Annotated in this window: 18 protein-coding genes and 1 tRNA gene; 8 read left to right on the top strand and 11 right to left on the bottom strand. The window is 62.6% G+C overall.

Going from position 1 to position 20,644, the window contains the following annotated elements; genetic code table 11:
• Position 1 precedes the first annotated feature (1 nt).
• Positions 2-1,282 (top strand): serine--tRNA ligase, encoded by a 1,281-nt coding sequence (gene serS, locus AC5P9F_RS09280; RefSeq protein WP_227415574.1) that lies wholly within the window; start codon positions 2-4, stop codon positions 1,280-1,282.
• 157 nt (positions 1,283-1,439) lie between these two features.
• On the opposite strand, the gene AC5P9F_RS09275 is transcribed toward serS, so the two are convergent.
• Together AC5P9F_RS09275 and AC5P9F_RS09270 are read right to left on the bottom strand one after the other, a co-directional pair.
• Positions 1,440-1,790: an SH3 domain-containing protein gene (locus tag AC5P9F_RS09275; protein ID WP_164225644.1), complete on the bottom strand. Its 351-nt coding sequence runs from the start codon at positions 1,788-1,790 to the stop codon at positions 1,440-1,442.
• A 240-nt stretch (positions 1,791-2,030) separates the two neighbouring features.
• Complete coding sequence (locus tag AC5P9F_RS09270) at positions 2,031-2,618, bottom strand: FMN-dependent NADH-azoreductase (protein ID WP_164225645.1); 588 nt, start codon at positions 2,616-2,618, stop codon at positions 2,031-2,033.
• A gap of 127 nt (positions 2,619-2,745) precedes the next feature.
• Here AC5P9F_RS09270 and AC5P9F_RS09265 point away from each other — a divergent pair, with 127 nt between their 5' ends.
• Positions 2,746-3,738, top strand: a complete 993-nt coding sequence (locus AC5P9F_RS09265; RefSeq protein ID WP_049429058.1) for a LysR family transcriptional regulator — start codon at positions 2,746-2,748, stop codon at positions 3,736-3,738.
• 54 nt (positions 3,739-3,792) lie between these two features.
• Here AC5P9F_RS09265 and AC5P9F_RS09260 read toward each other — a convergent pair whose 3' ends face one another.
• Positions 3,793-4,866 carry a DUF4241 domain-containing protein gene (locus AC5P9F_RS09260; RefSeq protein WP_111193752.1) on the bottom strand — a complete coding sequence of 358 codons (1,074 nt, stop codon included), beginning with the start codon at positions 4,864-4,866 and terminating at the stop codon, positions 3,793-3,795.
• 124 nt (positions 4,867-4,990) lie between these two features.
• Here AC5P9F_RS09260 and AC5P9F_RS09255 point away from each other — a divergent pair.
• Both AC5P9F_RS09255 and AC5P9F_RS09250 read left to right on the top strand, forming a co-directional pair.
• A tRNA-Ser gene (locus AC5P9F_RS09255) sits at positions 4,991-5,080 on the top strand.
• A 170-nt stretch (positions 5,081-5,250) separates the two neighbouring features.
• A complete protein-coding gene (locus AC5P9F_RS09250; protein WP_197638199.1) occupies positions 5,251-6,609 on the top strand; it encodes a DUF6161 domain-containing protein in 1,359 nt (452 codons plus the stop codon).
• Between the two features lie 368 nt (positions 6,610-6,977).
• Here AC5P9F_RS09250 and AC5P9F_RS09245 read toward each other — a convergent pair whose 3' ends face one another.
• The 3 genes from AC5P9F_RS09245 to AC5P9F_RS09235 form a co-directional block, all read right to left on the bottom strand.
• Complete coding sequence (locus AC5P9F_RS09245; protein ID WP_146256526.1) at positions 6,978-8,057, bottom strand: hypothetical protein; 1,080 nt, start codon at positions 8,055-8,057, stop codon at positions 6,978-6,980.
• 231 nt (positions 8,058-8,288) lie between these two features.
• A complete protein-coding gene (locus AC5P9F_RS09240) occupies positions 8,289-9,227 on the bottom strand; it encodes an IS3 family transposase (RefSeq protein ID WP_239502343.1) in 939 nt (312 codons plus the stop codon).
• 175 nt (positions 9,228-9,402) lie between these two features.
• The gene (locus AC5P9F_RS09235) at positions 9,403-12,156 is read right to left on the bottom strand and encodes a UvrD-helicase domain-containing protein (protein WP_164225443.1); all 2,754 of its coding nucleotides are present in this window, start codon (positions 12,154-12,156) and stop codon (positions 9,403-9,405) included.
• A gap of 299 nt (positions 12,157-12,455) precedes the next feature.
• On the opposite strand from AC5P9F_RS09235, the gene AC5P9F_RS09230 reads away from it, so the two are divergent.
• Positions 12,456-12,848 carry an ankyrin repeat domain-containing protein gene (locus AC5P9F_RS09230; protein WP_164225441.1) on the top strand — a complete coding sequence of 131 codons (393 nt, stop codon included), beginning with the start codon at positions 12,456-12,458 and terminating at the stop codon, positions 12,846-12,848.
• An 88-nt stretch (positions 12,849-12,936) separates the two neighbouring features.
• On the opposite strand, the gene AC5P9F_RS09225 is transcribed toward AC5P9F_RS09230, so the two are convergent.
• Both AC5P9F_RS09225 and acuI read right to left on the bottom strand, forming a co-directional pair.
• Positions 12,937-13,257, bottom strand: coding sequence for a hypothetical protein (locus AC5P9F_RS09225; protein WP_164225440.1), 321 nt, complete (start codon positions 13,255-13,257; stop codon positions 12,937-12,939).
• A 146-nt stretch (positions 13,258-13,403) separates the two neighbouring features.
• A complete protein-coding gene (gene acuI, locus AC5P9F_RS09220; protein ID WP_164225439.1) occupies positions 13,404-14,393 on the bottom strand; it encodes an acrylyl-CoA reductase (NADPH) in 990 nt (329 codons plus the stop codon).
• 102 nt (positions 14,394-14,495) lie between these two features.
• Here acuI and AC5P9F_RS09215 point away from each other — a divergent pair, with 102 nt between their 5' ends.
• The 3 genes from AC5P9F_RS09215 (at position 14,496) to AC5P9F_RS09205 (ending at position 17,259) form a co-directional block, all read left to right on the top strand.
• Complete coding sequence (locus AC5P9F_RS09215) at positions 14,496-14,843, top strand: winged helix-turn-helix transcriptional regulator (protein ID WP_049449066.1); 348 nt, start codon at positions 14,496-14,498, stop codon at positions 14,841-14,843.
• A 198-nt stretch (positions 14,844-15,041) separates the two neighbouring features.
• The gene (locus AC5P9F_RS09210) at positions 15,042-15,905 is read left to right on the top strand and encodes a Smlt3025 familytype IV secretion system inhibitor (protein ID WP_164225438.1); all 864 of its coding nucleotides are present in this window, start codon (positions 15,042-15,044) and stop codon (positions 15,903-15,905) included.
• 31 nt (positions 15,906-15,936) lie between these two features.
• Positions 15,937-17,259: a Smlt3024 family type IV secretion system effector gene (locus AC5P9F_RS09205; RefSeq protein WP_164225437.1), complete on the top strand. Its 1,323-nt coding sequence runs from the start codon at positions 15,937-15,939 to the stop codon at positions 17,257-17,259.
• 110 nt (positions 17,260-17,369) lie between these two features.
• Here AC5P9F_RS09205 and AC5P9F_RS09200 read toward each other — a convergent pair whose 3' ends face one another.
• The 3 genes from AC5P9F_RS09200 to AC5P9F_RS09190 all read right to left on the bottom strand — a co-directional run bounded on the left by AC5P9F_RS09200 (position 17,370) and on the right by AC5P9F_RS09190 (position 20,588).
• The gene (locus tag AC5P9F_RS09200) at positions 17,370-17,567 is read right to left on the bottom strand and encodes a hypothetical protein (protein WP_080355030.1); all 198 of its coding nucleotides are present in this window, start codon (positions 17,565-17,567) and stop codon (positions 17,370-17,372) included.
• 162 nt (positions 17,568-17,729) lie between these two features.
• Positions 17,730-19,871 carry a TonB-dependent siderophore receptor gene (locus tag AC5P9F_RS09195; protein WP_495231936.1) on the bottom strand — a complete coding sequence of 714 codons (2,142 nt, stop codon included), beginning with the start codon at positions 19,869-19,871 and terminating at the stop codon, positions 17,730-17,732.
• A 72-nt stretch (positions 19,872-19,943) separates the two neighbouring features.
• Positions 19,944-20,588: a TetR/AcrR family transcriptional regulator gene (locus AC5P9F_RS09190; RefSeq protein WP_005413851.1), complete on the bottom strand. Its 645-nt coding sequence runs from the start codon at positions 20,586-20,588 to the stop codon at positions 19,944-19,946.
• Positions 20,589-20,644: the final 56 nt, after the last annotated feature.

Below are 20,644 nucleotides of genomic sequence, written 5' to 3'. Positions count from 1 at the left end.
CATGCTTGATCCAGCCCTGCTCCGCCACCAGCCCGCCGACCTCGCCGAACGCCTGCGCACCAGCCGCGGCTTCGAGCTCGACGTGTCTGCCCTGGAGTCCCTGGAGGCTGATCGCAAGCGCATCCAGGTGCGGACCCAGGAGCTGCAGAGCCTGCGCAACAGCCGTTCCAAGGCCATTGGCCAGGCCAAGGCCAAGGGCGAGGACGTCTCGGCCATCATGGCCGAGGTCGCAGCCTTCGCCGACGAGCTGAAGGCCTCGGAAGTGGCGCTGGACGAGCTGCGCGAGAAGATCGAAGCGATCTCGATGGGCATCCCGAACCTGCCGGCCGATGACGTGCCGGCCGGTGCCGACGAGAACGACAACGTCGAGCAGTCGCGCTGGGGAACCCCGCGCCAGTTCGACTTCAAGGTGCTCGACCACGTCGAACTGGGCGCCCGCAACGGCTGGCTGGACGGCGAGACCGCGGCCAAGCTGTCCGGCTCGCGCTTCACCGTGCTGCGCGGCCCGATCGCGCGCCTGCACCGTGCGCTGGCCCAGTTCATGGTCGACCTGCACACCGGCGAGCACGGCTATGAGGAAACCAACGTGCCGCTGCTGGTCAACGCTGACTCGCTGCGTGGCACCAGCCAGCTGCCGAAGTTCGAGGACGACCTGTTCATGACGGCCGTGGGCGATTCCACGCGCTACCTGATCCCGACCTCGGAAGTGCCGCTGACCAACATCGTGCGCGACGAGATCGTCGATGCCGAACGCCTGCCGTTGCGCATGACCGCCCACTCGATGTGCTTCCGTGCCGAGGCTGGCAGCGGTGGTCGCGACGTGCGCGGCATGATCCGCCAGCACCAGTTCGAGAAGGTCGAGCTGGTCTCGATCAGCCGCCCGGAAGACAGCGATGCCGAACACCAGCGCATGACCCGCTGCGCCGAAGTGGTGCTGGAAAAGCTGGGCCTGCCGTACCGCAAGGTGCTGCTGTGCACCGGCGACATGGGCTTCTCTGCGGTGAAGACCTACGACCTGGAAGTCTGGCTGCCGTCGCAGGAGACCTACCGCGAAATCTCCTCGTGCTCGAACTGTGGTGACTTCCAGGCCCGCCGCATGCAGGCGCGCTGGCGCAACCCGGCCACCGGCAAGCCGGAGCTGGCGCACACGCTGAACGGCTCGGGCGTGGCCGTCGGCCGCGCGATGATCGCGGTGATGGAGAACTACCAGAACGCCGACGGCAGCATCACCGTGCCGGAAGCCCTGCGCCCGTACATGGGCGGTCTGGAAACCATCGCCTGATTCCCTGATCGGGCGGTGCTGCGGCTCTGGTGGGTGCCATGCTTGCATGGCACCGAATCCACGCATGGCGTGGATCTACTGGAGGATGTTGCAGGCGCTCGGCATGATTTCACCGATGCCCCAGTAGATCCACGCCATGCGTGGATGAACCCCACGATCACTCCACAACCCGCACCTTCTCCAACGGCACCCATCCCGGGTCGCCGGCCTCCGGCACGCACCACGCCCAGCCATTGAGCGTGCGCTGCCCACGCAGCAGCTGGCCGGGATCCACATCCAGCTCCCGCGCGCCGTAATCCTGCGTGGCAAACGCGTCACCCTGCGCAGTGCGACCGATCACCGGTGCTGGCACGAATCCGGGCTGTTGCCCCTCGGCCTCGCACAGGAACCAGTCCGCCCAGCCCTCCGGGCCTTCATAGCGTTCGCCCACCGCCAGCGCCTGCCCGCGGCGCAGGGTGATCGGGTGCGGAAATTCGCTGCGATGCGCAGTGGTCACGATGTAGTTCATGGCCCCAGCCTAACGCTCTGTAGAACCCCGCGCACGGCGCCGCATCCACGCATGGCGTGGATCTACCGCGCGCATCAGTAGATCCACGCCATGCGTGGATAGCGCAGGCCCTCAGACCAGGCACCACAAAAAAGCGGCCCCGCACAGCGGGGCCGCCAGGGTGGGCCGGGATGGGGGAGGGGATGCCGGCCCGCGTTCAGCGCCTCGACGAGGAGAGAGCGGCGCCGAACGCTGGAACGCTTATGCAGCGGCGGCTTCAGCCGCTTCGTGCGACGGCAGGGCCGCCAGCGCGCCGGCGATGGCGTCTTCACGGTGCTGCGGCGAGTAGGCGATGCCCTCGGCGCGCACGAACTCGATGTCGTTGATGCCCCAGAAGGCGAACGTCTGGCGCAGGAACGGCTCCTGGAAGTCGGCCGGCGAATCGGTATAGATGCCGCCGCGGCTGCTGACCACGATCACGCGCTTGCCGCCGGCCAGGCCGACCGGGCCGTTCTCGGTGTACTTGAAGGTGCGCCCGGCCACGGCTACGCGGTCGATCCAGGCCTTCAGGGTGGACGGAATGCTGAAGTTGTACATCGGCGCGCCGATCACCACGATGTCCGCAGCAAGGAACTGTTCCAGCACCTGTTCAGCATCGGCGGCTTCGGCCGCGTCGGCCTTGGCCAGCGAGCTGCTGCGCAGATGCGGTACCGGATTGGCGTCAAGATCGCGATAATCGACCTGCAGGCCGTCGACCTGCTGCTTGAACCGGGCCACCACGGCGGCGGTCAGGTGGCGGGAGACGGAGTTCTCGCCAAGCACGCTGGCGTCGAGATGCAGAAGCTTCATGGCAGTCACCTATGTTCTGGAAGGAAGAAGCGGGTAGGCCCCGCCGACGGAGAGAACGATAGGTTGTTGCAAAGGCGGGATAAAGGTGATTGAATGCCACGTATTGTTCTAGATATGGAACTCGGGCATGCATGACCTGAATGATCTGTACTACTTTGCGATGGTGGTCGACCACGGTGGATTTGCCGCCGCCGAGCGCGCGCTGGGCATCCCCAAGTCGCGCCTGAGCCGCCGCATCAGCCAGCTGGAGACCGACCTGGGCGTGCGCCTGCTGCAGCGCTCCACGCGCCGCTTCGCGGTCACCGACGTCGGCACCAGCGTGCATCGCCACGCGCAGACGATGCTGGCCGAGGCGCAGGCCGCCCGCGAAGTTGTCGACCGCCTCAGCGCGGAACCGCGCGGCGTGGTGCGCGCCAGTGTGCCGGTGTCGCTGGCGCAGATGCAGCTGCCCAAGCTGCTGCCCAAGTTCCTCGAGCAGTACCCGAAGGTGCGCCTGCAGCTGAACATCAGCAACCGCCGCGTGGACATCATCAATGAAGGCTACGACGTGGCCCTGCGCGTGCGTTCGCGCCTGGACGACGACGGCAGCCTGGTGATGCGCAGCTTCGGCCAGGTGCAGGAACTGCTGGTGGCCAGCCCGAAGTACCTGGACCGCGCCGGCCGCCCCAAGGACCCGGAAGAACTGACCCAGCACGTCACCCTCAGCATCAGCGAAGACGAAGCGCGCCAGCGCTGGGAACTGCATGGGCCGGAAGGCGAAGTGCGCCGGGTCGACCTGCAGCCACGCGTGGCCGGCTTCGATTTCCCGCTGCTGCAGAGCATGGTGAAGGACGGCTTCGGCATCACCATGCTGCCGGAAACCGTGTGCGCCGATGCCGTGCGCAATGGCGAACTGGAAGTAGTGCTGCCGGACTGGTCGCTGCCGCAGGGCGTGTGCCATGCCGTGTTCGCCTCGCGCCGTGGCCTGTTGCCGGCGGTGCGCGTGTTCATCGACTTCCTGGCCGAGCACCTGCCGCCGCAGCTGGAGGCCTCGCGCCTGCATTGCGATGGAGCCTGTGAGAAGGCCAAGGAGCGCATCAAGGCCAGTGCGCTGGGCGCGCTGGCGGTGGATGCGGGCTGAGAGATCTGAAAGGTAGCGCCGGGCCATGCCCGGCGTTGCTGTTTCCGGGGTCGATCACTTCCGTCTGAACAGCCGGTCCCAGAAGCTGCGTTGCGGTGCCGGCATCGGCGTGGGGGCGGCAGCGACGACCGGCGCTTCCAGCACTGCCATCAGCTCCGCGCTGCGCGGCTTCTTCAGGAAGCGTGCATAGTCCAGGTAGCTGGTCACTTTGCTCATGTGCAGGCGCTCCGGCATCGCCGGCAAGGCGCCGCCCTGCAGCAGTACCTGCAATGCCTGTGGACGGTCCAGGCGGATCGCCTCGAACAGCGCGGTGCCGCCGCAACCGGGTTCGATCTGGTTGGCGCGCTGTGGGGCGTCCTTCAACAGGACATGCAGCGCATCCTGATCGTCGCGTTCCACGGCCGCTAGCAGGCGTGCCAGCGCTTCCGCTTCGTCGGGTGAAAGGCTGTCGCGATAGGCCTGGTCGGCGATCTCGCGCTCGTCGCGCCCGTCACCGCCCTGGATGCTCAGGAAATCGGTGACCAGTGCTACCGGAATGCCGGACGTATCCAGCGCCCAGTAGCTCGGATAGACGCCGTCGCCCCAGCCGCTGGTGAATACGACCAGGCCGTGTGGCGAGTCCTCGCCCCAAGGGCGGTACTCGGCGCCTTCATCCAGGCCGTCGTGGTCGATCAGGGCATCCGACCACGCATTGTCTTCGTCGCCATCGGCCTGTTCGATCAGGGCCAGCAGTGCCTGCTGGGTGTCGGTGTCCATGAAACAGCCGATGCCGGCGTCGACCGGATAGCCGATGAAGCTGTCCTCATCCAGGCCGGTCAGGTCCTGCGTGGTCCAGCGCGCCATCTGCCAATGCAGGGCAGACGCAGTGAGGGCTTCGCGGGGCTTGAACCAGACCACGGCCAGTGCCGGGCGGCCGCTGTGCACGATGATCTCGACCGGATGCCGACCCACCGGAGCGGTGTAGTCGGCCAGCGCGGGCGCCTCGGACTGGACCAGCGGATCGCAGACCACCAGATGCCCGCTGCTGACCGGCAGGTGGCCGGCGAAGGTGCGGTGCAGGGCCACTGCGGCCAGCTGGGTGTCGTCCAGCAGGGTGGTGCGCAGGTTGGCCAGATCGAGGTGGGCCATGGGGGATCCGATTGCAGTGGAGGCCCCACCGTGCCGGATGCGAAGGGCGGGAGCAAGGGTGGTCTTGGGCAAATGGCCTTCACGTGCGAGAATACGGCGCTGCCCGGGCGACCGGGACCCGATTGGAGAGATGGCCGAGCGGTTTAAGGCACCGGTCTTGAAAACCGGCGAAGGGTCAAACCTTCCGTGGGTTCGAATCCCACTCTCTCCGCCAGTAGAAAACAAGCACTTTGCGTAGTTCAGCGGGCACGCAAAGCGCTTGCAAAAGAGAACGAGAAGCCCTTCAAGTCGGGGCTTTCTTGTTAGTGACGATTTTGCGGCCCATAAGCACGCCGTAACTGACAGCGGGTACCTTCGTTTCTCGTAACCCATTGAAATTTGATCATGTATCCCCGTGTAAACTCGGATTACATGGGAGAAACGCAGACTCAACTGGGGGAAGGAATGCATCAGGCGCTAACAACAATCAAGCAGCACTTGGAGAAGGTCATTGCCCAAGTGCAATCTGTCGTTCCGAACGATGAACCGTTTGGGAATGCGCATAACAACTGGAGCTTTCCCGGTCTCACACGAGCCGAGCTAATTGAAGAGACCCAATCCATTGTTGACCTGATCGAGGATCAAGGCGGCGACGAAGTTGGTGACCACGAAGCACGGCTACAGGACTACGCTCGCCGACTTCAACACCTCCAGCAACATACTGTGGCCCAGCTTTGGGGAAACGCTGGGCAAGCCGTGCCAGCGTATCTTTTCACCCTTCAAGGGCTTCGCAAGGCACTGACGCCTGTACTGACCAATGACGGTCATGCCGACGCTGTGGTCAAGTTGAAGAAGTTGGCCAGCCAGCTTCGCAGCATGGAGGCACGACTCAATGGGCTGGAGCCTCGTACCGCTTCGCTCAATACAATGGTCGAACGTATCGAGCAGGCGTACAACGCGGCGGATCAACTGCCTACAGACCTAGAGTCATTGTCTGAGGCAAGGCAGAAAATCGCTGACCTCGCCAAGGATGCGACGAGGGATCAAGGTGATGTATCCCGTATCCGCGAAGCGGCCAATGAGCTTGATAAACAACTGAAAAAGAGCGCTGACGACGCGAAGGCAGTGCTTGAGCGTTGCGAAACTGCTTACTCCGCTGCAACCAGCGTTGGACTCGCTGCGGCGTTCAGTGAGCGGTCAAACGCGCTATCAAAATCCATGTGGTTCTGGGTTGCCGGACTAGTCGGGGCCTTGGCTGCTGGCAGCTATTTCGGCTCAGGTCAACTGCATACCCTTTCAGAACTCTTCAAGGTTCCGAGTGCATCCACTTCTGTGATCGTTCTCAACCTGCTGCTATCTGTGTTGTCGGTAGCCGCTCCCGTGTGGTTTGCGTGGCTCGCAACTAAGCAGATCGGGCAGCGTTTTCGGCTTGCCGAAGACTACGCATTCAAAGCATCAATCTCGCGCGCCTATGAAGGGTTCCGCCGTGAGGCGGCGCGATTCGACAAGGACATGGAGGCCAAGCTGCTTACGTCCGCACTGACACGGCTTGACGAACTGCCACTCCGTTTGGTGGAGACAGATAGTCACGGAAGCCCTTGGCATGAATTGGCCTCATCGGATGTGGTAAAGCAGGCTATGAAAGCCGTGCCCGGCTTCGCGGAGCAGGTGAAGGACTTGGCAAGCAAGGCAATTGTTGCTGTCACTCCTGCAAAAGCTCAATCGAAGTCCAAGCCAAAGGTAGATCCTGAGCAGGACGAGTAAGCAGCCCAGGATTGCGCTGGGCTTGTACTTTTCGGGTGCTGCCGACCTAACCACAGAAGCGCCAAGTCCTTAGCGAGCAAGCACGAATAACTCTGTGTCTGGAGTTCGGCGCGTAGGCGCTGGTGCTGCGGAAAGTCTGCGCCTCCATGAACTGGAAAATCTTGGAGCGCAGATATCGGATGGGCGCAGAATTGGTATGCCCGAGCTTCACGAACTCCGGGCCTTTGCTCTTCGTACGCCAGATTTCGAGAGTGTTCGGTAAATGGCGTAAAGGTCGGTCACGGGAAATTTGAAAGCCGCCGATTCGCAAGCATCCGCGGGTTCGAATCCCGCCCCTTCCGCCATAAGTCTCGCCGCCTGTGTGACTTTCATTCTGGTGCCCCTTCGTCGTCGGTGAGGCGCAACAACACTTCGATACAAAGTGTGCCAGCAGCAAGTGCCATGTTAGCTCTCTCCATAAGATAGTAGTCGAACGCCATCATTGGGGTGGTTGTGGTGCCTCGCTTGGCGATTATTTCGGCAGCTTGCACAACGCGAAGCAACTCTGAAATATCCAGTAGGTGCGGAATGGCCCCCGTGGCGCCCATGAAATCGCGTATGAACTCGATGCCGTAGGCTGGGTGATCCGCGACTAGTTCCAAATCGGGGATGAGGACGATAGCGTGAGCAGGTTTCTCTCTCTCGATCGTCAGCGTATCGCCTTTCGGGCTTGTCGCCGGGACGCCGGATTTAAGTGCCCGTATGGCGCCACGCAATTGAGCGAATGCCTTGCCGATATGGGCGGAAATATCGCGCTTTAGCTTTGCCCTGTCCGGTAGACGTTCGCGTGCTAAAACGGAAAGCGTCTTGGATTCGATCAAGACTGCGCCAAATTCATGGCTAAACAGTATGTCTGTCAATTCGCGCGTTCCGCTCCCCTTGGGAATTTGTGGGCTATAATGGATGCCCAAAGGGTGAAGATTGTCGGTAAGCCAGATTCCAAGTTGCTCTTGCTGATTTCCTTCGTTTTCGTCGAACAGATCAATTAGGCTGGATGCAGCGTCCGCAGTGATGAAGTGATTATCGAGGGCATTCCAACCGGATTCTCCGCCAATCTCTAACAGCAGCCACTCGCCGTTGCTTAGGTCAGATTGATGAAGTCGGTCTATCAACGGTTCTATCGTAGACTTCATCATCGCATGGTCAACCTGGCCCAGTTCGGCGCTATCTGCCCACATTGAAAGACGATCCAACGCGCCGGGTGTAGGAAGACTTTTCCAAGCAACGTTCACAGCAAGTTCGTTGAACAGAAATGCCACCAATGGCTCGCCGCGTGCCAAGCCACGAATCCCATTCAATTCCTCGGTACGCTCCATAACCGACCAAAGAATGCCTCCACTGTCACCGTCGTCGCATACCCTCAATGCATAAAGAAGACGGTCGCCGTGCATGGCGAAGGCAAGCTGCATAGGTACACCAAGTACTATGTACTTTAGAAGGAGAGTGCTGCCCTTGATGAGAAAGGTGGGCTCGAATTTCTCGTCTCCCTTGGCGTACTCGAAACGAACTAGCTGTGGGCATGCTAGGAATTCGGAGCGATTGTGTGATGAGAGTAGGTGCATAAGTTATTCTGCTGATAGGAAATAATCTATACAGAAGCGACTGGACCGATGTCCCCTCGTCCCGAGTAGTGGGCGGGTTTAGAGTCCGGTGCTGATCTTATCCTTCTTGCCAGCCAACTGGGCGGCGTACTGGGCGGGCGTCAGTCCACCAAGTGCTCGTTTAGGCCTTTCGTCGTTGTAGTCACGCTGCCAGCTTTCGATACTGGTCCTGGCATGGAGCAACGTCGGGAACCAATGCTCGTTCAGACATTCATCGCGCAGCCGTCCGTTGAAGAACTCAACGTAAGCGTTTTGGTTCGGCTTGCCCGGCTCGATCAGGCGCAGGGAAATTCCCTTCTCGTGAGCCCATGCCACCATCGCTTTACCGCAAAACTTCCTGCCGTTGTCGGTCCTGATCACTCGCGGCAAGCCGCGCTGAACGGCCAATCTATCCAGCACTCTGGCAATGCCCTGCCCAGAAATGGCCCGTTCCACCTCGATGGCCACGGCCTTGGGGGGGGCATCGTCAACGATAGTCAGGCACTTGATTGCTCGGCCTTCCGGAGTGCGGTCGAACACAAAATCCATCGACCACACCTGATTGGCGGCGGACGGGCGCGGCAAGGGCTGACGCTGACCGACAGGCACCTTCTTGCGCTTCCTGCGACGCACCTGCCGACCCGCTTCCTGATACGGGCGCTCCACGCGCTTGTAGTTCACAATAAGCCCCTTCTGTCGCAATTTCAGATGGATCATGCCCACGCCGTAACGTCGAGGCCGGTGTGCCAGTGCAGCGATCTGCTCGCGCAGTTCAACGTTGTGGACCGGCCTGGGTTCGTAACACAGCGCGCTGGCGCTCATGCGTGCAACCACCAACGCGCGCCTCTCGCTCAGCCCTTTCTCGACCATGCTCCGCACGAGTAACCTGCGCGCCAGTGCGGTCATCACTTCTTCGTAACGCATCCTTGATGACGTGTTTTTCGAACACTGCTTACACCATATGCGGCGCAAGGCTCGCTTGTGCGAGGTTGCTCGCATTCTGTGAAATTGGTTTGCATTTAACTTTCCCGCGCTGGCCGTAATCTTCGCTGGGTCGTGCCTATATTCTTGGCTCTAGTTTCATAGCGATACTGGGAGACAGTCGGTTGAGTGCGGTCACTTTTCTCCCCATGCGCGAATACCCAGGAAGAGGTGTTCGGGAGAGGTCACGTGCTCACCCACGTCGCCCCCCCTTAGGCTTGTTGTGGCACAGCGGATAACTGGAGCACGATCTGAAAGCCCCGTGCGGCCCATTGCGGTCCACAAACACGCCCACCTTGCATACCGGGCAACGTTCTTCGTTGATGGCCACGCCAGACAGGCTCGTCACTACCACCGTGTCGTCCTTCACCAGCTCATCCAGGAACGGCGAGTGCTTGCCCTGCAGCGTGAACATCGCAACCGACCGTCGCGCACGCGTTAGCGCCACATAGAACAACCGCCGCTCTTCGCTCAGTGGATAGGTATCGCCCTCCGGCATCGCCAGGGAAAGCACAGGATCATCCGATCGCAGGCTAGGGAAGCCGCGATTCACCATTCCGGGCAGAATCACGTAGTCCGCCTCGCGCCCCTTCGAGCGATGAGCCGTAAGAAACTCCACCTCCATCGTGCTGCCGAACGCCGTCTCCCAGTCGGAAGGCACCGTGCTGCGATCCGCGCGGTAGCGGCCCAGGATGAACACCGTCACGCGTCCATTGCGTCCCTGCGGCACCGCTCCGGACATCAGTTGCTGATGCAGCCTGGCGAGGTACTGGCGAACACCATCCTGCATTTCCTCGCGCCGCGTCATCTGGAACGCCTGCAACACCGGACCCAGCGCCGGTGCAGCCGAATGAACCGCCTTGGTAATCTGCGCCGGATTCCTGCTGATGAAGCGGCTGGACGCATCACAGAGCGTCTGCGGGCAGCGGAATGTCTGCTCCAGTTTCAGCACCTGGCCCTGTCCCATCCACTCGCGGAATCCGGTCATCACTGAAACGTCGGCGCCGGCGAAGCGATTGATCGACTGCCAGTCATCGCCTACCGCAAACAGGTAGCGCCCTGGTTTGCTGACCAATGCTCGGCAGAGCCGGGCACGGGCGCGCGAGGCATCCTGGAATTCGTCGGCCATCACCAGTTCGTAGGGCGATTCATAGCGGCCCTGTTCCAGCAGTCCGGCCGCCATGTTGAGCATGTCTTCGAAATCGATGCCGTGCTCGTCAGCCAGTGCGTTGTCCCAAGCCTGGAAAACAGGGCTGGCAATCTCCAGGAAGCGCCGATGCCGTTCCTTGAACTGATCTTCGGGCATCTGCCGCAGGCGCTCGGCCATGTCATCCAGCGTCAGGCAATTGCTCTTTGCGTGGGCAATGAATGTGCGCATCAGCCCGATCAGGTCCGCGTCCGGCATGGGCTTTGCGCCCTGCTCGGGTAGCTCGCGGTCGGGGTTGGGGTCGAGTTCGACACCGGACCCGTCAAGCCTCTCCGCAAGATCCTGCAGGGCATGTCCACTGCGAAGACCGAACGAGGTGGTCTCGACAAGGGCGGTGCCGCGTGCCGCGTGCTGCTGGCGCTTCCTGTGCATACCTTCGGCGTAATGGGCGAAGTGCGCCGGCGGTTGGCCATCGGCATCCAGCGCAAAGTGTTCGTGATACAGCCCGGCATCCGGGTAATAGAATTTGGGGCGATACTGGCGATGGGTGTCGGTGGCCGTATCGAATTCGTAGCGCCGCTCGTAGTCGTACGTCACGCCGTTGTAGAAGAGCCAGTCGGCGATGACGCACTCTTCCAGGCTCTTCACCCGCTCACCCTGCAGGGCGCGGATGTAGGGCGTGCCATCGCGGTCGTAGCCGTCGGCCTCCATTTCCGCACCGAATGGCGGCAGGTCGCGCCCGAACACCAGGCGGAACATGTCCCATTGGGTGCGGAAGTGGGTCGAGCGGTCCTTCAGGTCGTCCACCAGTTCGGCCAGCTTGTTGAAGCCCAGCGTGGCGTCAATGGCCCATTCGGGGATGTCGGGCTTGCGGCCGGTGGCCTTGGCGATGATGGCCAGGCCCAGGGCGTGGAAGGTCCGGGCCTCAACCACGGTGTTGCCCATGCCGAGTCGATCGAAGGTTCGCTGCGCACGCTCCTCCAGTTCCTTGGCAGCATCCTTGTTGAAGGCGAGCATCACGATGCGTTCGGGCTCGACAAAGCCGCGGTCAATGGCATAAGCGGCCTTGGCGACCATCGTGGAGGTCTTGCCGGAGCCGGCCGCGGCCACGACCTGCACCCGATTGTCGAAGCAGATGACGGCGCGGGCCTGTTCCTCGGTCAGCGGCTTGCTCTCGACCCGGCCCAGGAAGTCCCTGGCCAACACCAGCTCGCGCAGGGTCATGGCCTCATTGGCTTCGGCCCAGGCAGCGGGCCAATCCAGGTTCCAGTCGCGCAGGGCGTCCAGCGCTGCGCGATGGCTGTCCGCATGCAGATCTTCATGCACGTCTTCATCGCGGAACAGCTGCTCCAGCTCAGGCGGCTGCAGGGGCAGGTCTGAGCGCTTCGCCAGCAGCGCCTGCTGCTGCTCATGGGTGATCCAGCGGCGGCCGGCACTGCCACGATCAATGAGGGCATCCGCGTCGCTCAACCACGACTGGATCTGCTCCAGAATCGTGTCGAACAGGGCCTTGCGCCCACGCGCAGTGCGCGCAAAGAGCAGGTGCTGCAGGGCCGCAGCAAGCCGGGATGCTTGTCCGTTGGGGAGCCCGTCGACGCACAGCCCGGCGGCATCGCCGGTCTGCAGCTCGACCCGTGACCAGAAGACCCCTGGATGGATCTGCACCTGCTGGTCATCATCCACGCGCAGCCGGTACTGCTGGCCGGAGACACTGAGTTCAACGCACTCGCCATCAAGTCGCAGCGACCAATGGGGCGAACGGGTCACGCGTCGGCCCCAGCCCGAGGGGCACCATTCCATAGACATCCAGATACTGCCTTGCAAGCGTCAATAGGGCTTATTGAGCCCCTAAGCCCACATGATAAGGGGCTTGGAAGCCGCCTGTGGTCATCAGCTCGCGGATTGACCTCGGTAAGGGCTTCGCATACGCAGGAAGTGGTCTGTGGAGTCGCGGGGTGTCGCGCTTATCGCGTGCGTCCCGGATGTGCGCTCCGTACGTGCCACTATGCACCTGTGCAGTGGTGTGCCACCATCCGGCGGCTCACTGCATGTTGAGTGGAAGCGGTGCTTGGAGAGAGGCTTGGGAGGGAATGCCCCCGATGAATGCAGTGGATCCGGAATTGAAGAAGTTGCTGGCAAGGTTCGATGAGTGCCACACCTTCGAAGGCTGCCAGTTGACCAGTCCGGAAAGCCATGGGATCGACGACGATACGCCACTGCATATAGCGGCGTTCAATAACGAAGTGGATCTACTCAAAGAGTTGATGCCGTTCGTCACCAATATCGACGTACTCGGGGATATTGGATTGACCCCGATGGCGAACGCGGTGATTAGTGAAAGCCTCGAGGCCGTTGTCTACCTTCTCTCCTGTGGTGCGGACCCCATGATCCTGGATGAAGTGGGCGATTCGGTGCTGGAGATCATGAAGAGGAGACCCGTCTTCAATCAGTTGGTTGAGCAGATCGAGAGCGAGCTCCCGGGGGCGGTTTGAGGCGGGCGAGGTGTGGGCGTTGGAGCGCGCTCGTGGCTCCGCAACCTGGGGCAGGCCGAGAAGATCACGGTGCTAGGATCGCGTGCCATCACTCGTAGGCGCGATCCTGCTTCGTCGGCGGGACTTCCACCACATCACCGCGCCGGATCAGCTCATCCAGATTCACCGCCGAAGCGGCCAGGGCATCCTGCGCATCGAAATCCCACTTGTCCTTGTACTCGCGTGCCAGCAGGTCGCAGACCGCCTTGGCGCGCGAATAGGCATCATCCTTGCCCTCGTTCTGCTTCAGCGCATCGCGATGGATCTGGCACAGCGTGAGCTGGTGCGCATCCTCGGCGCGCTCGCGCTCCCAGGTGATGTCGGGCAGGCCCGAAAGCGCAGCGGCAAGTGCGAGTGCGGTCATTGGCATGTCAGGTGTCCAGGCGGCGATGGGAACCCGAGCGTATGCGAGCGGCGTTGGCTTGAGGCCACCGCCGCCCGCGTCGTTTCACCGCATGTTCACCATTCGCCACAGCATGGGAGCTGCTTCAGCGGCAGTTGATCCTGATGATCCGCTCACGCATTCACATCCACGACAATGCGTCCACGCACCTTGCCGGGAATGATCTGGTCATAGACCTTCAGCACATCGGCAAGCCCGATCAGCTGCACGGTGCTTTCCAGCTTCTGCGGGTCCAGGTCGGCGGCAAGCCGGTCCCATGCACGCTGGCGGACGGCCTGCGGCGCATTCACCGAATCCACGCCGGCAAGCGTCACGTTGCGGAGAATGAAGGGCAGCACCGAGCCATGCAGCTCATCACTCTGAGCCAGCCCGCAGGCGGCCACGGCGCCGCGGTATTTCGTCTCGGCAATGGCGTTGACGAGGGTGGGACCGCCCGCCACATCGACCACGCCGGCCCAGCGTTCGGCACTCACCGGCCGCTCACGCGGTTCTGAAAGCTGCGCGCGGTCGATGATCTCGGCGGCGCCCAGGCTGTGCAGATACCCGGCGTGTTCAGGTCGCCCGGTGGCGGCCACCACGCGATAGCCAAGCTTGGACAGGATCGCCACCGCAATCGAGCCGACGCCGCCGTTGGCGCCGGTGACCAGTACATCGCCCTTCCCGGGCGTTAGGCCGGCATCTTCCAATGCCAGCACGCACAGCATTGCGGTATAGCCGGCGGTGCCGATGGCCATGGCATCGCGGGTGCTCAGGTTGCCGGGAATCCTGTTGAGCCATTCACCGCGAACACGGGCGCGCTGAGCGAGGCCGCCGTGGTGGCCCATGCTGAGATCCCAGCCATTGAGCACAACGCGGTCGCCGGGCTTGAAGTCGACGCTGCTGGAGTCCAGCACCACGCCAGCCAGGTCGATGCCAGGGATCAACGGGAACGTCCGGATCACCGGGCGCGTGCCGGTGAGGGCCAGCGCGTCCTTGTAGTTCAGCGTGGAGTACTCGACCTGCACCAGCACGTCGCCATCCGTCAGGTTGGCCTCGTCGAAATCGACCAGCTCCGTGGAAACGCCGTCGTTGGTCTTGCGGGTCAGCAGTGCTTTGAAGCTCATGGTGCGGTCTCACGTTCAGTGGATGAGCCCATGCTAGGCTCGCACCGTTATCGCAACAAGAACGATGAATTTCCGTAGGTACTATGGTTTTCCGGAGTATGCATGCGTAGCAGGCGTTGGGACGGCAAGAGCGGTTGTGCGGTGGAAGTCACGCTGTCGGTGATGGGCGGCGTGTGGAAGCCGATCATTCTGTTTCACCTGATGACAGGCAAGCGACGCTTCATGGAGCTGACGCGGCGTGTGCCCAACGCCACCCAGTCCATGCTGACCAGCCAGCTGCGGGAACTGGAGGCTGACGGGGTGGTGATCCGCCATGTCTATCCCGAGGTGCCACCGAAGGTGGAATACGAGCTTTCCGAATTCGGGCGCACGCTGGTGCCGGTGCTGCTTGCCATGCGCGAGTGGGGTGAAACCTATCGCGGCCATAAAGGCACGGACAGCGACGGCTGAGGCGTGAAGCGGCGAACCGAGCGTCGTCGCCATGGCTCTTGAACCCCTGCAGCATTCCGGAGGCCGCGGCAATAGCCGCAGTACTGCAGGCAGCGGATGTGGAGCGCTGCCTCGCTCCGTGAAGGGCGGTGATGCGGTTCCTGTTCCGTTGACGCCCGGTTCCCTATAGTGGCCCCGGAACCCTGCAATGGAATGCCCATGCACGTGATGTCCCCCAGCCGTTGCCTGACGCTTGCACTTGCCGTCGCAGTGAGTGCCAGCGCGTGTGCACGGCCGCCGTCCACCGAACACGAAAGGAATCCCGCCATGTCCGGCGCAACCCAGACCGGCCGCACGATCAACGGCCACACCTATACCGATGCGCCCGTGGACGTGAGGCTCGGGCCGAACACTTTCCGCATTCCGGCCAACTACCTGGACAGCCAGATCGCACCGTGGCCGGGCGAGGGCGTGACGCTGGTCATCGAGTGGCCGGACATGACGCCGACGCCGCCGGGTGCCCGCGCCAATCCGCGCACGAATGATTTCCGGAAGGAGATTCCCATTCGGATCAACTACGTTGATCGCGTTCCCGTCGAAACACTGCTCTCAAGGCTGTCGTCAAATGAAGCCATCACGGAGGAGGGTTCTGTGGAAAGGGAGGATCCCAGGGACCGTCTCGATCAACGCGTTGCAAAGCCGCAGACCTTGGGCCTGACGCCCTATGCAATCGATGAAGCGAAGATGGTGGTGTACGCGAAGAAGTATGAGGCGCGGTACGGGAAGCCGCCTGTCCGCAATCCCGCCTACGAGAGAGACTGGTACATCGCACGCCAGGGCGATGGTCGGATCAGCTCGTTCATCAAATGTGACGGCGAGGAATTCCGACGCGACGGCGTGCGGCTGGAGGGGCGCGAGGTGATCAGTGAGCCAGGGGAAGTGGCAGCGGGCTGCGTTCATTATTTCGTGGACATCGACAACAAGCTGTCCGTCAGTCTGGACTACAAGAGAGCGTTTCTGAAGGACTGGAAGCGCATGGAAGAGGCCGTCAAGGACGTCATCGCGCGCACCCGGTCCAAGTGATCGGTGATTCAAGGAAGAGGAGAGGAAGGGTATGAGTGGATTGACCGAGCACGATCTCAGCATCCTTGGCAGCTATGCCAGAGACGGCAACCGCGAGCTTTACTGGAACTACTTGTCGCAACTGCCGGGAGCCGATGGGTATGGGACACTGGCACTGGGTGTTGTACGCAATGACAGCCTGCCGGGACGCGTCGCGAACACCTATGCACAGGACTACGCGAAGAGCCAGCAGGAAGAGGGATCCCGGTTTCCAAATGCACAGTTGACCGAACGGCAATGGGAGTCCTTTGGGCAGACGCTGCTAGAAAGAGATCTTGAGTTGCGGCAGCAGTGGATGAACGAGCGCCGCCCAGACCTGGCACTGAATCTTCCCGGCAAGGATGTAATGCTGGCTCACGACCGTGCATTTGAACGGCATGAACTCGATCCCAGCTGCTGGACGCCGCGCGTGTTGCTGCAGGCGGCTGAGCAGAAGAGCGGCCCCGAGAAGCTGGAACAGATCTGGACCAACATGCTCAACAATGACTACGCCGGAGGCCCGCGCGTAGGCAACACCAGCGTCGATGCCATCAGCCAGATGGGATGGACGAAAGGCGGCCAGTACCTCACCCGGTTGAGCGTGCTGGAAGCCACCCAGGCCCTGGAAGGGCGCTCGACGGTCGATCCGAACGTCATCGGTGGCAACAGCTACTACGCGATGTACTTCGAGGCGGACAGGAAATGGGCCAGCATCAGTGCGGGCGGCGGTCACATGTCGCTGCGCGAGATCACCGATCCCTCACGTATCGCCGAACTCAACGACGCGCGCGAGGTTCGTCTGGAGCGCCTGGAGAAGCGAACCCAGTTCCACCCGGACGACCCATATCGGACCATTACCCGCAGCCCGCTTACCGCAGCGGTGGACGACGTGCCGGATCCCTCACAGGCGCCGACCCGTCTGGCCGACATTGGTCCTGGCCACCGTGAGTACACATTGCTGCAGCAGGTGCGCGAAGGCGTGGCCGCGATCGATGCCAGCGCGGGACGTACCCACGATGAGAACAGCGAGCGTCTTGTGGCGAGCGTGATGGCCTTGGCCCGCCGCAACCAGCTTGAACGCGCCGATCACGCGCTGCTGAGCGCCCAGACGGCCGACGCTGCCGCAGGGCGGAACGTGTTCGTGGTGCAGGGCGAGATGACCGACCCCGCCCACCTGCGCGTTTCAATGCCCACGGATATAGCAGTACAGACGCCGGTTGCGCAGTCGTTGCAGCAGATGAATGCGATCGACCTGGATCGCCAGCAGACTGCCGGGCAACGCCAGCAGGAAATTGATGTGCAGGCGCGCGAGAACCATGCGATGCGGATGGGATGAAATCACACCGCCAGTCGCGTATGGAACCTTTTCAGTAGTAAGGCGCAGCGCCTGCCAGCCAATGCCAGCCCCCGAAATGGGGGCCGGCACGCATCACGGCAGTGCGTGACTTACGGGATGGTGCAGCCGCTGTTCCGCAGGCAACGTGCAAACGCCGGGTAGCAGACGTTCTCACCATTGCCCGCCGCCAGACAAGCATCGTAGGCGGTGTAGCACGGGGTACAGCGGGACTGCGCGGAGGCACTGCCGATTCCCAGGGTCAGTGCAGCAGCCGCAATAGCAACAGACAGCTTGAATCCAATCTTCATGCTTCACTCCGTTGATAGCCCTCCTTGGGCAACGGCAACGCTACAGGCGGAGGTGATCGTGCACAAGTGACTGGAAGTGCCGATGGTTTCGGACACGCGTGAACCAGTGCCAGGCAACGATCTGCTTGCCGACAGTGGATTCAGCGCTACAAATGCTTCCGGTCAGAAGCTGTAGGCCGCCTGCACATACACCCGTCGTGGCTCGCCGGGGAAATGCCCGTTGCGTTCGATGAAGCCACTGGCCGCATACACCTTGTCGAACAGGTTCTTCACGTTGGCCTGGAACTGCCACTGCTTCCACGTCGTCTTCCAGCTCATGTCGAACACCGTGTAGGCCTTCACCGTCTGCCCATCCAGGCTGACACGCTCGCCAACATGGTCTGCCCCGAAGCCGATGGCGGAGTTGATTGCCGGCAGGTCGTAGCGGGTCCACAGGCCCAGCTTGTTGCGGGGCGCATTCGCGAAGCGGTCGCCGGAGGCGTTGGTGATGCCGTTCGGGCCGGCGTCCTTCACCCGCGCATCGTTGTAGGCGTAGGTCAGGTTCAGCACCCAGCGCTCGGTAAGGTCGGCCAACAGGTCCAGCTCCATCCCGGTACTGCGCACCAGGCCCAGCGCGGCCAGCTGGTTCACGCCACCGATCACTTCGCCGGTGGCCTGCACGATGTTGCTGCGGTCAATCCGGTAGGCCGCCATGTTCAACGTCACGCGCTCGGCCAGCAGGGACTTCATGCCCACTTCCCACTGCTTGCTGCGCTCGGCATCGAACGGTCCGCCAGCGGCCGGATTCTGGTTCGCCGCACTCTGCGGCACGAAACCACTGGCGACGTTGGCGTAGACGTTCAGGCCCTCGCGCACGGTGAACGTGCTGCCCAGCCGCCAGCTGAGATCGCTGCCATCGACACTGCTGCCGGCGATGCGATCCTCATCCTTGAAACCATCCCAGCGCAGCCCGGCCAGCACATGCCAGCGCGGGCCCAGTGCCAGCTCATCCTGCAGGTAACCGCCATAGCGTTTGCTGCGGGTGGACGTTCTGCGCCAGGGCAGGGCGCCCAGGTTGTAGTCATGCCAGGTGCTGGCGCCGTACACCGGATTGAACAGGTCGATGCCGCGCACCGGTCCCGCACCGCGCGCAAGGTCAGCGCTGTTGGCGGTCTGTGCAGTGAAATCCGCATCCAGCTGGTACACGTCCGCACCGAACAGCACCTTGTGCGCCACCGCGCCGGTGGTCACCCGCCAGACTGCATTGCCGTTGGCAGTGAAGGCCTCGTTGTCACGGATCTGGTTGCGCAGCTGGCGGGTCATCCATTCGGCCACGCCATCGCGGTCGCGATCGATCAGGCCCATCGGCTCGTGGTACATCTGGTGTTCGGTGTTGCTGAACCAGCGAGCGGCGAAGTCCACGTCCAGGGTATCGAGCGGCGCGAAGCGATACTGTGCCAGTGCCACCTTGGCGCGCATGTCGAGAAAGTCGCTGGCCTCGTTGTGGTTCCAGCGGCGGTTGGTCAGGAACGTACCTGCATCGTTGACCGGCACGCCACGCAGGCGGTTGCCGCCAAGGTTCTGGGTGATGTCGGTGAACTGCAGCACCAGCTCGCCGGTCTGGCCAACGTCGAAGGCCAGCGAGGCATCGCCGATAACGCTCTCGCTGTTGGTGTTCCAGCGCACGCCCTTTTCATTGTCGGCATAGAGCCCGGCGCGATAGCGCACGCTGCCGGCGGCATTCAACGGCCCGGTACCCTCGATCGATCCGGCACGGAAGTCCTTGTCGCCCAGCTGGACCTCGATGCGGCGCTCGGCAGCGGCTTGGGGCTTGCGGGTCACGTAGTTGATGACACCGCCCGCATCACCCCCGCCATACAGCGCGCCTGCCGGCCCCTTCAGCACTTCCACGCGCTCGATGTTGAACAGCTGCGGCACCGAAAATCCTGCGTACGGGTCGCCGCGCAGGCCGTCATACAGCACGTTCTCCTGGCGGAAGCCGCGCAGGGTCACTCCGGCATAGCTGAAATAGCTGATGCCGCTGATGCTGCGATAGAGGTCGGTCACCTGGCGCGCGGCCTGGTCGTCGATCAGTTCACGCGGGATGACCTGGATCGACTGTGGGACCAGCTCCAGGGGCGTATCGGTGCGGGTGCCGACCGCGGCATCGTCTACCCGATACAGTGTCTGTGCGCGTCCGCGGACTTCGACCTTGTCCAGATCCTTGGGTGCGGCAGCGGAGGACTCAGCTGCATGCGCAAGGGTCGCCACGTGCAGGGTCAGTGCCAGGCACAGGGTGCGTTGCAGGGGCATGGGCAGGGACATTGGGGAGGGTCACGTGTCTGCAAATGAGAAAGATTAGCATTTGCGATACTTCGATGCCTATCCCCGGATGCGCTATGGACGCGCGCCGGGGTCCGTATACGGGGTGCCCGCCAAGGCCACCAGTACCCCGGTGGCACCGCGCACGATCAGCTGCCGCATGGCCTCACGCGGGTCCTCGCCCTGCAGCTGGCTTGCCAGTCCTTTCTCATAGGCCGCCACCATCGACGCCAGCAGCATGGCCGCGCCCAGTCGCGCTTCGGCGTCATGTTCGGGCCGGCCGACAGCGTGGGCCATCAATCGCGCCAGATCGTCAGTCAACTGCGCCTGCAGCCGTCGCGCGTGCGCGACCAGTACCGGGCTCTCCGCCACGGTGCCCCAGAAGGCGACAGCGCCGGCATTGATGCGCAGCAGCGGATGGCCAGCCTCCAGCAGCTCACGAACGAGCGACTGGAAGGCCGCGAGCGGGGTCAGGCCGCTGCGCGCCATCATGCCCTCGCGCAGCAGCGTGCGCGCCTCCTCATCCCGGTCGAACACCAGGTCTTCCTTGCTGGCGAAGTAGTTGAAGACCGTCTTGCGTGAGACGCCCGCGGCTTCGGCGATCTCGGACATGGAGACGGCCTCGAAGCCGCGCCGGATGATCAGCTCGGTGGCGACGTCCGAAATCGTTTGTCGAGTCACGGCCTTGCGTTGTTCGCGGCGGCCAGGAGGCGGGGTCATGGGCGGTTCACTTGTGAAAACGTACACCGAGTGTAACATTTGATCCGCCAGAGCGC

The sequence above is a fragment of the Stenotrophomonas sp. YJH_SMC_4 genome (assembly GCF_059371575.1).
This window is presented reverse-complemented; position numbering and strand designations above follow the sequence as displayed.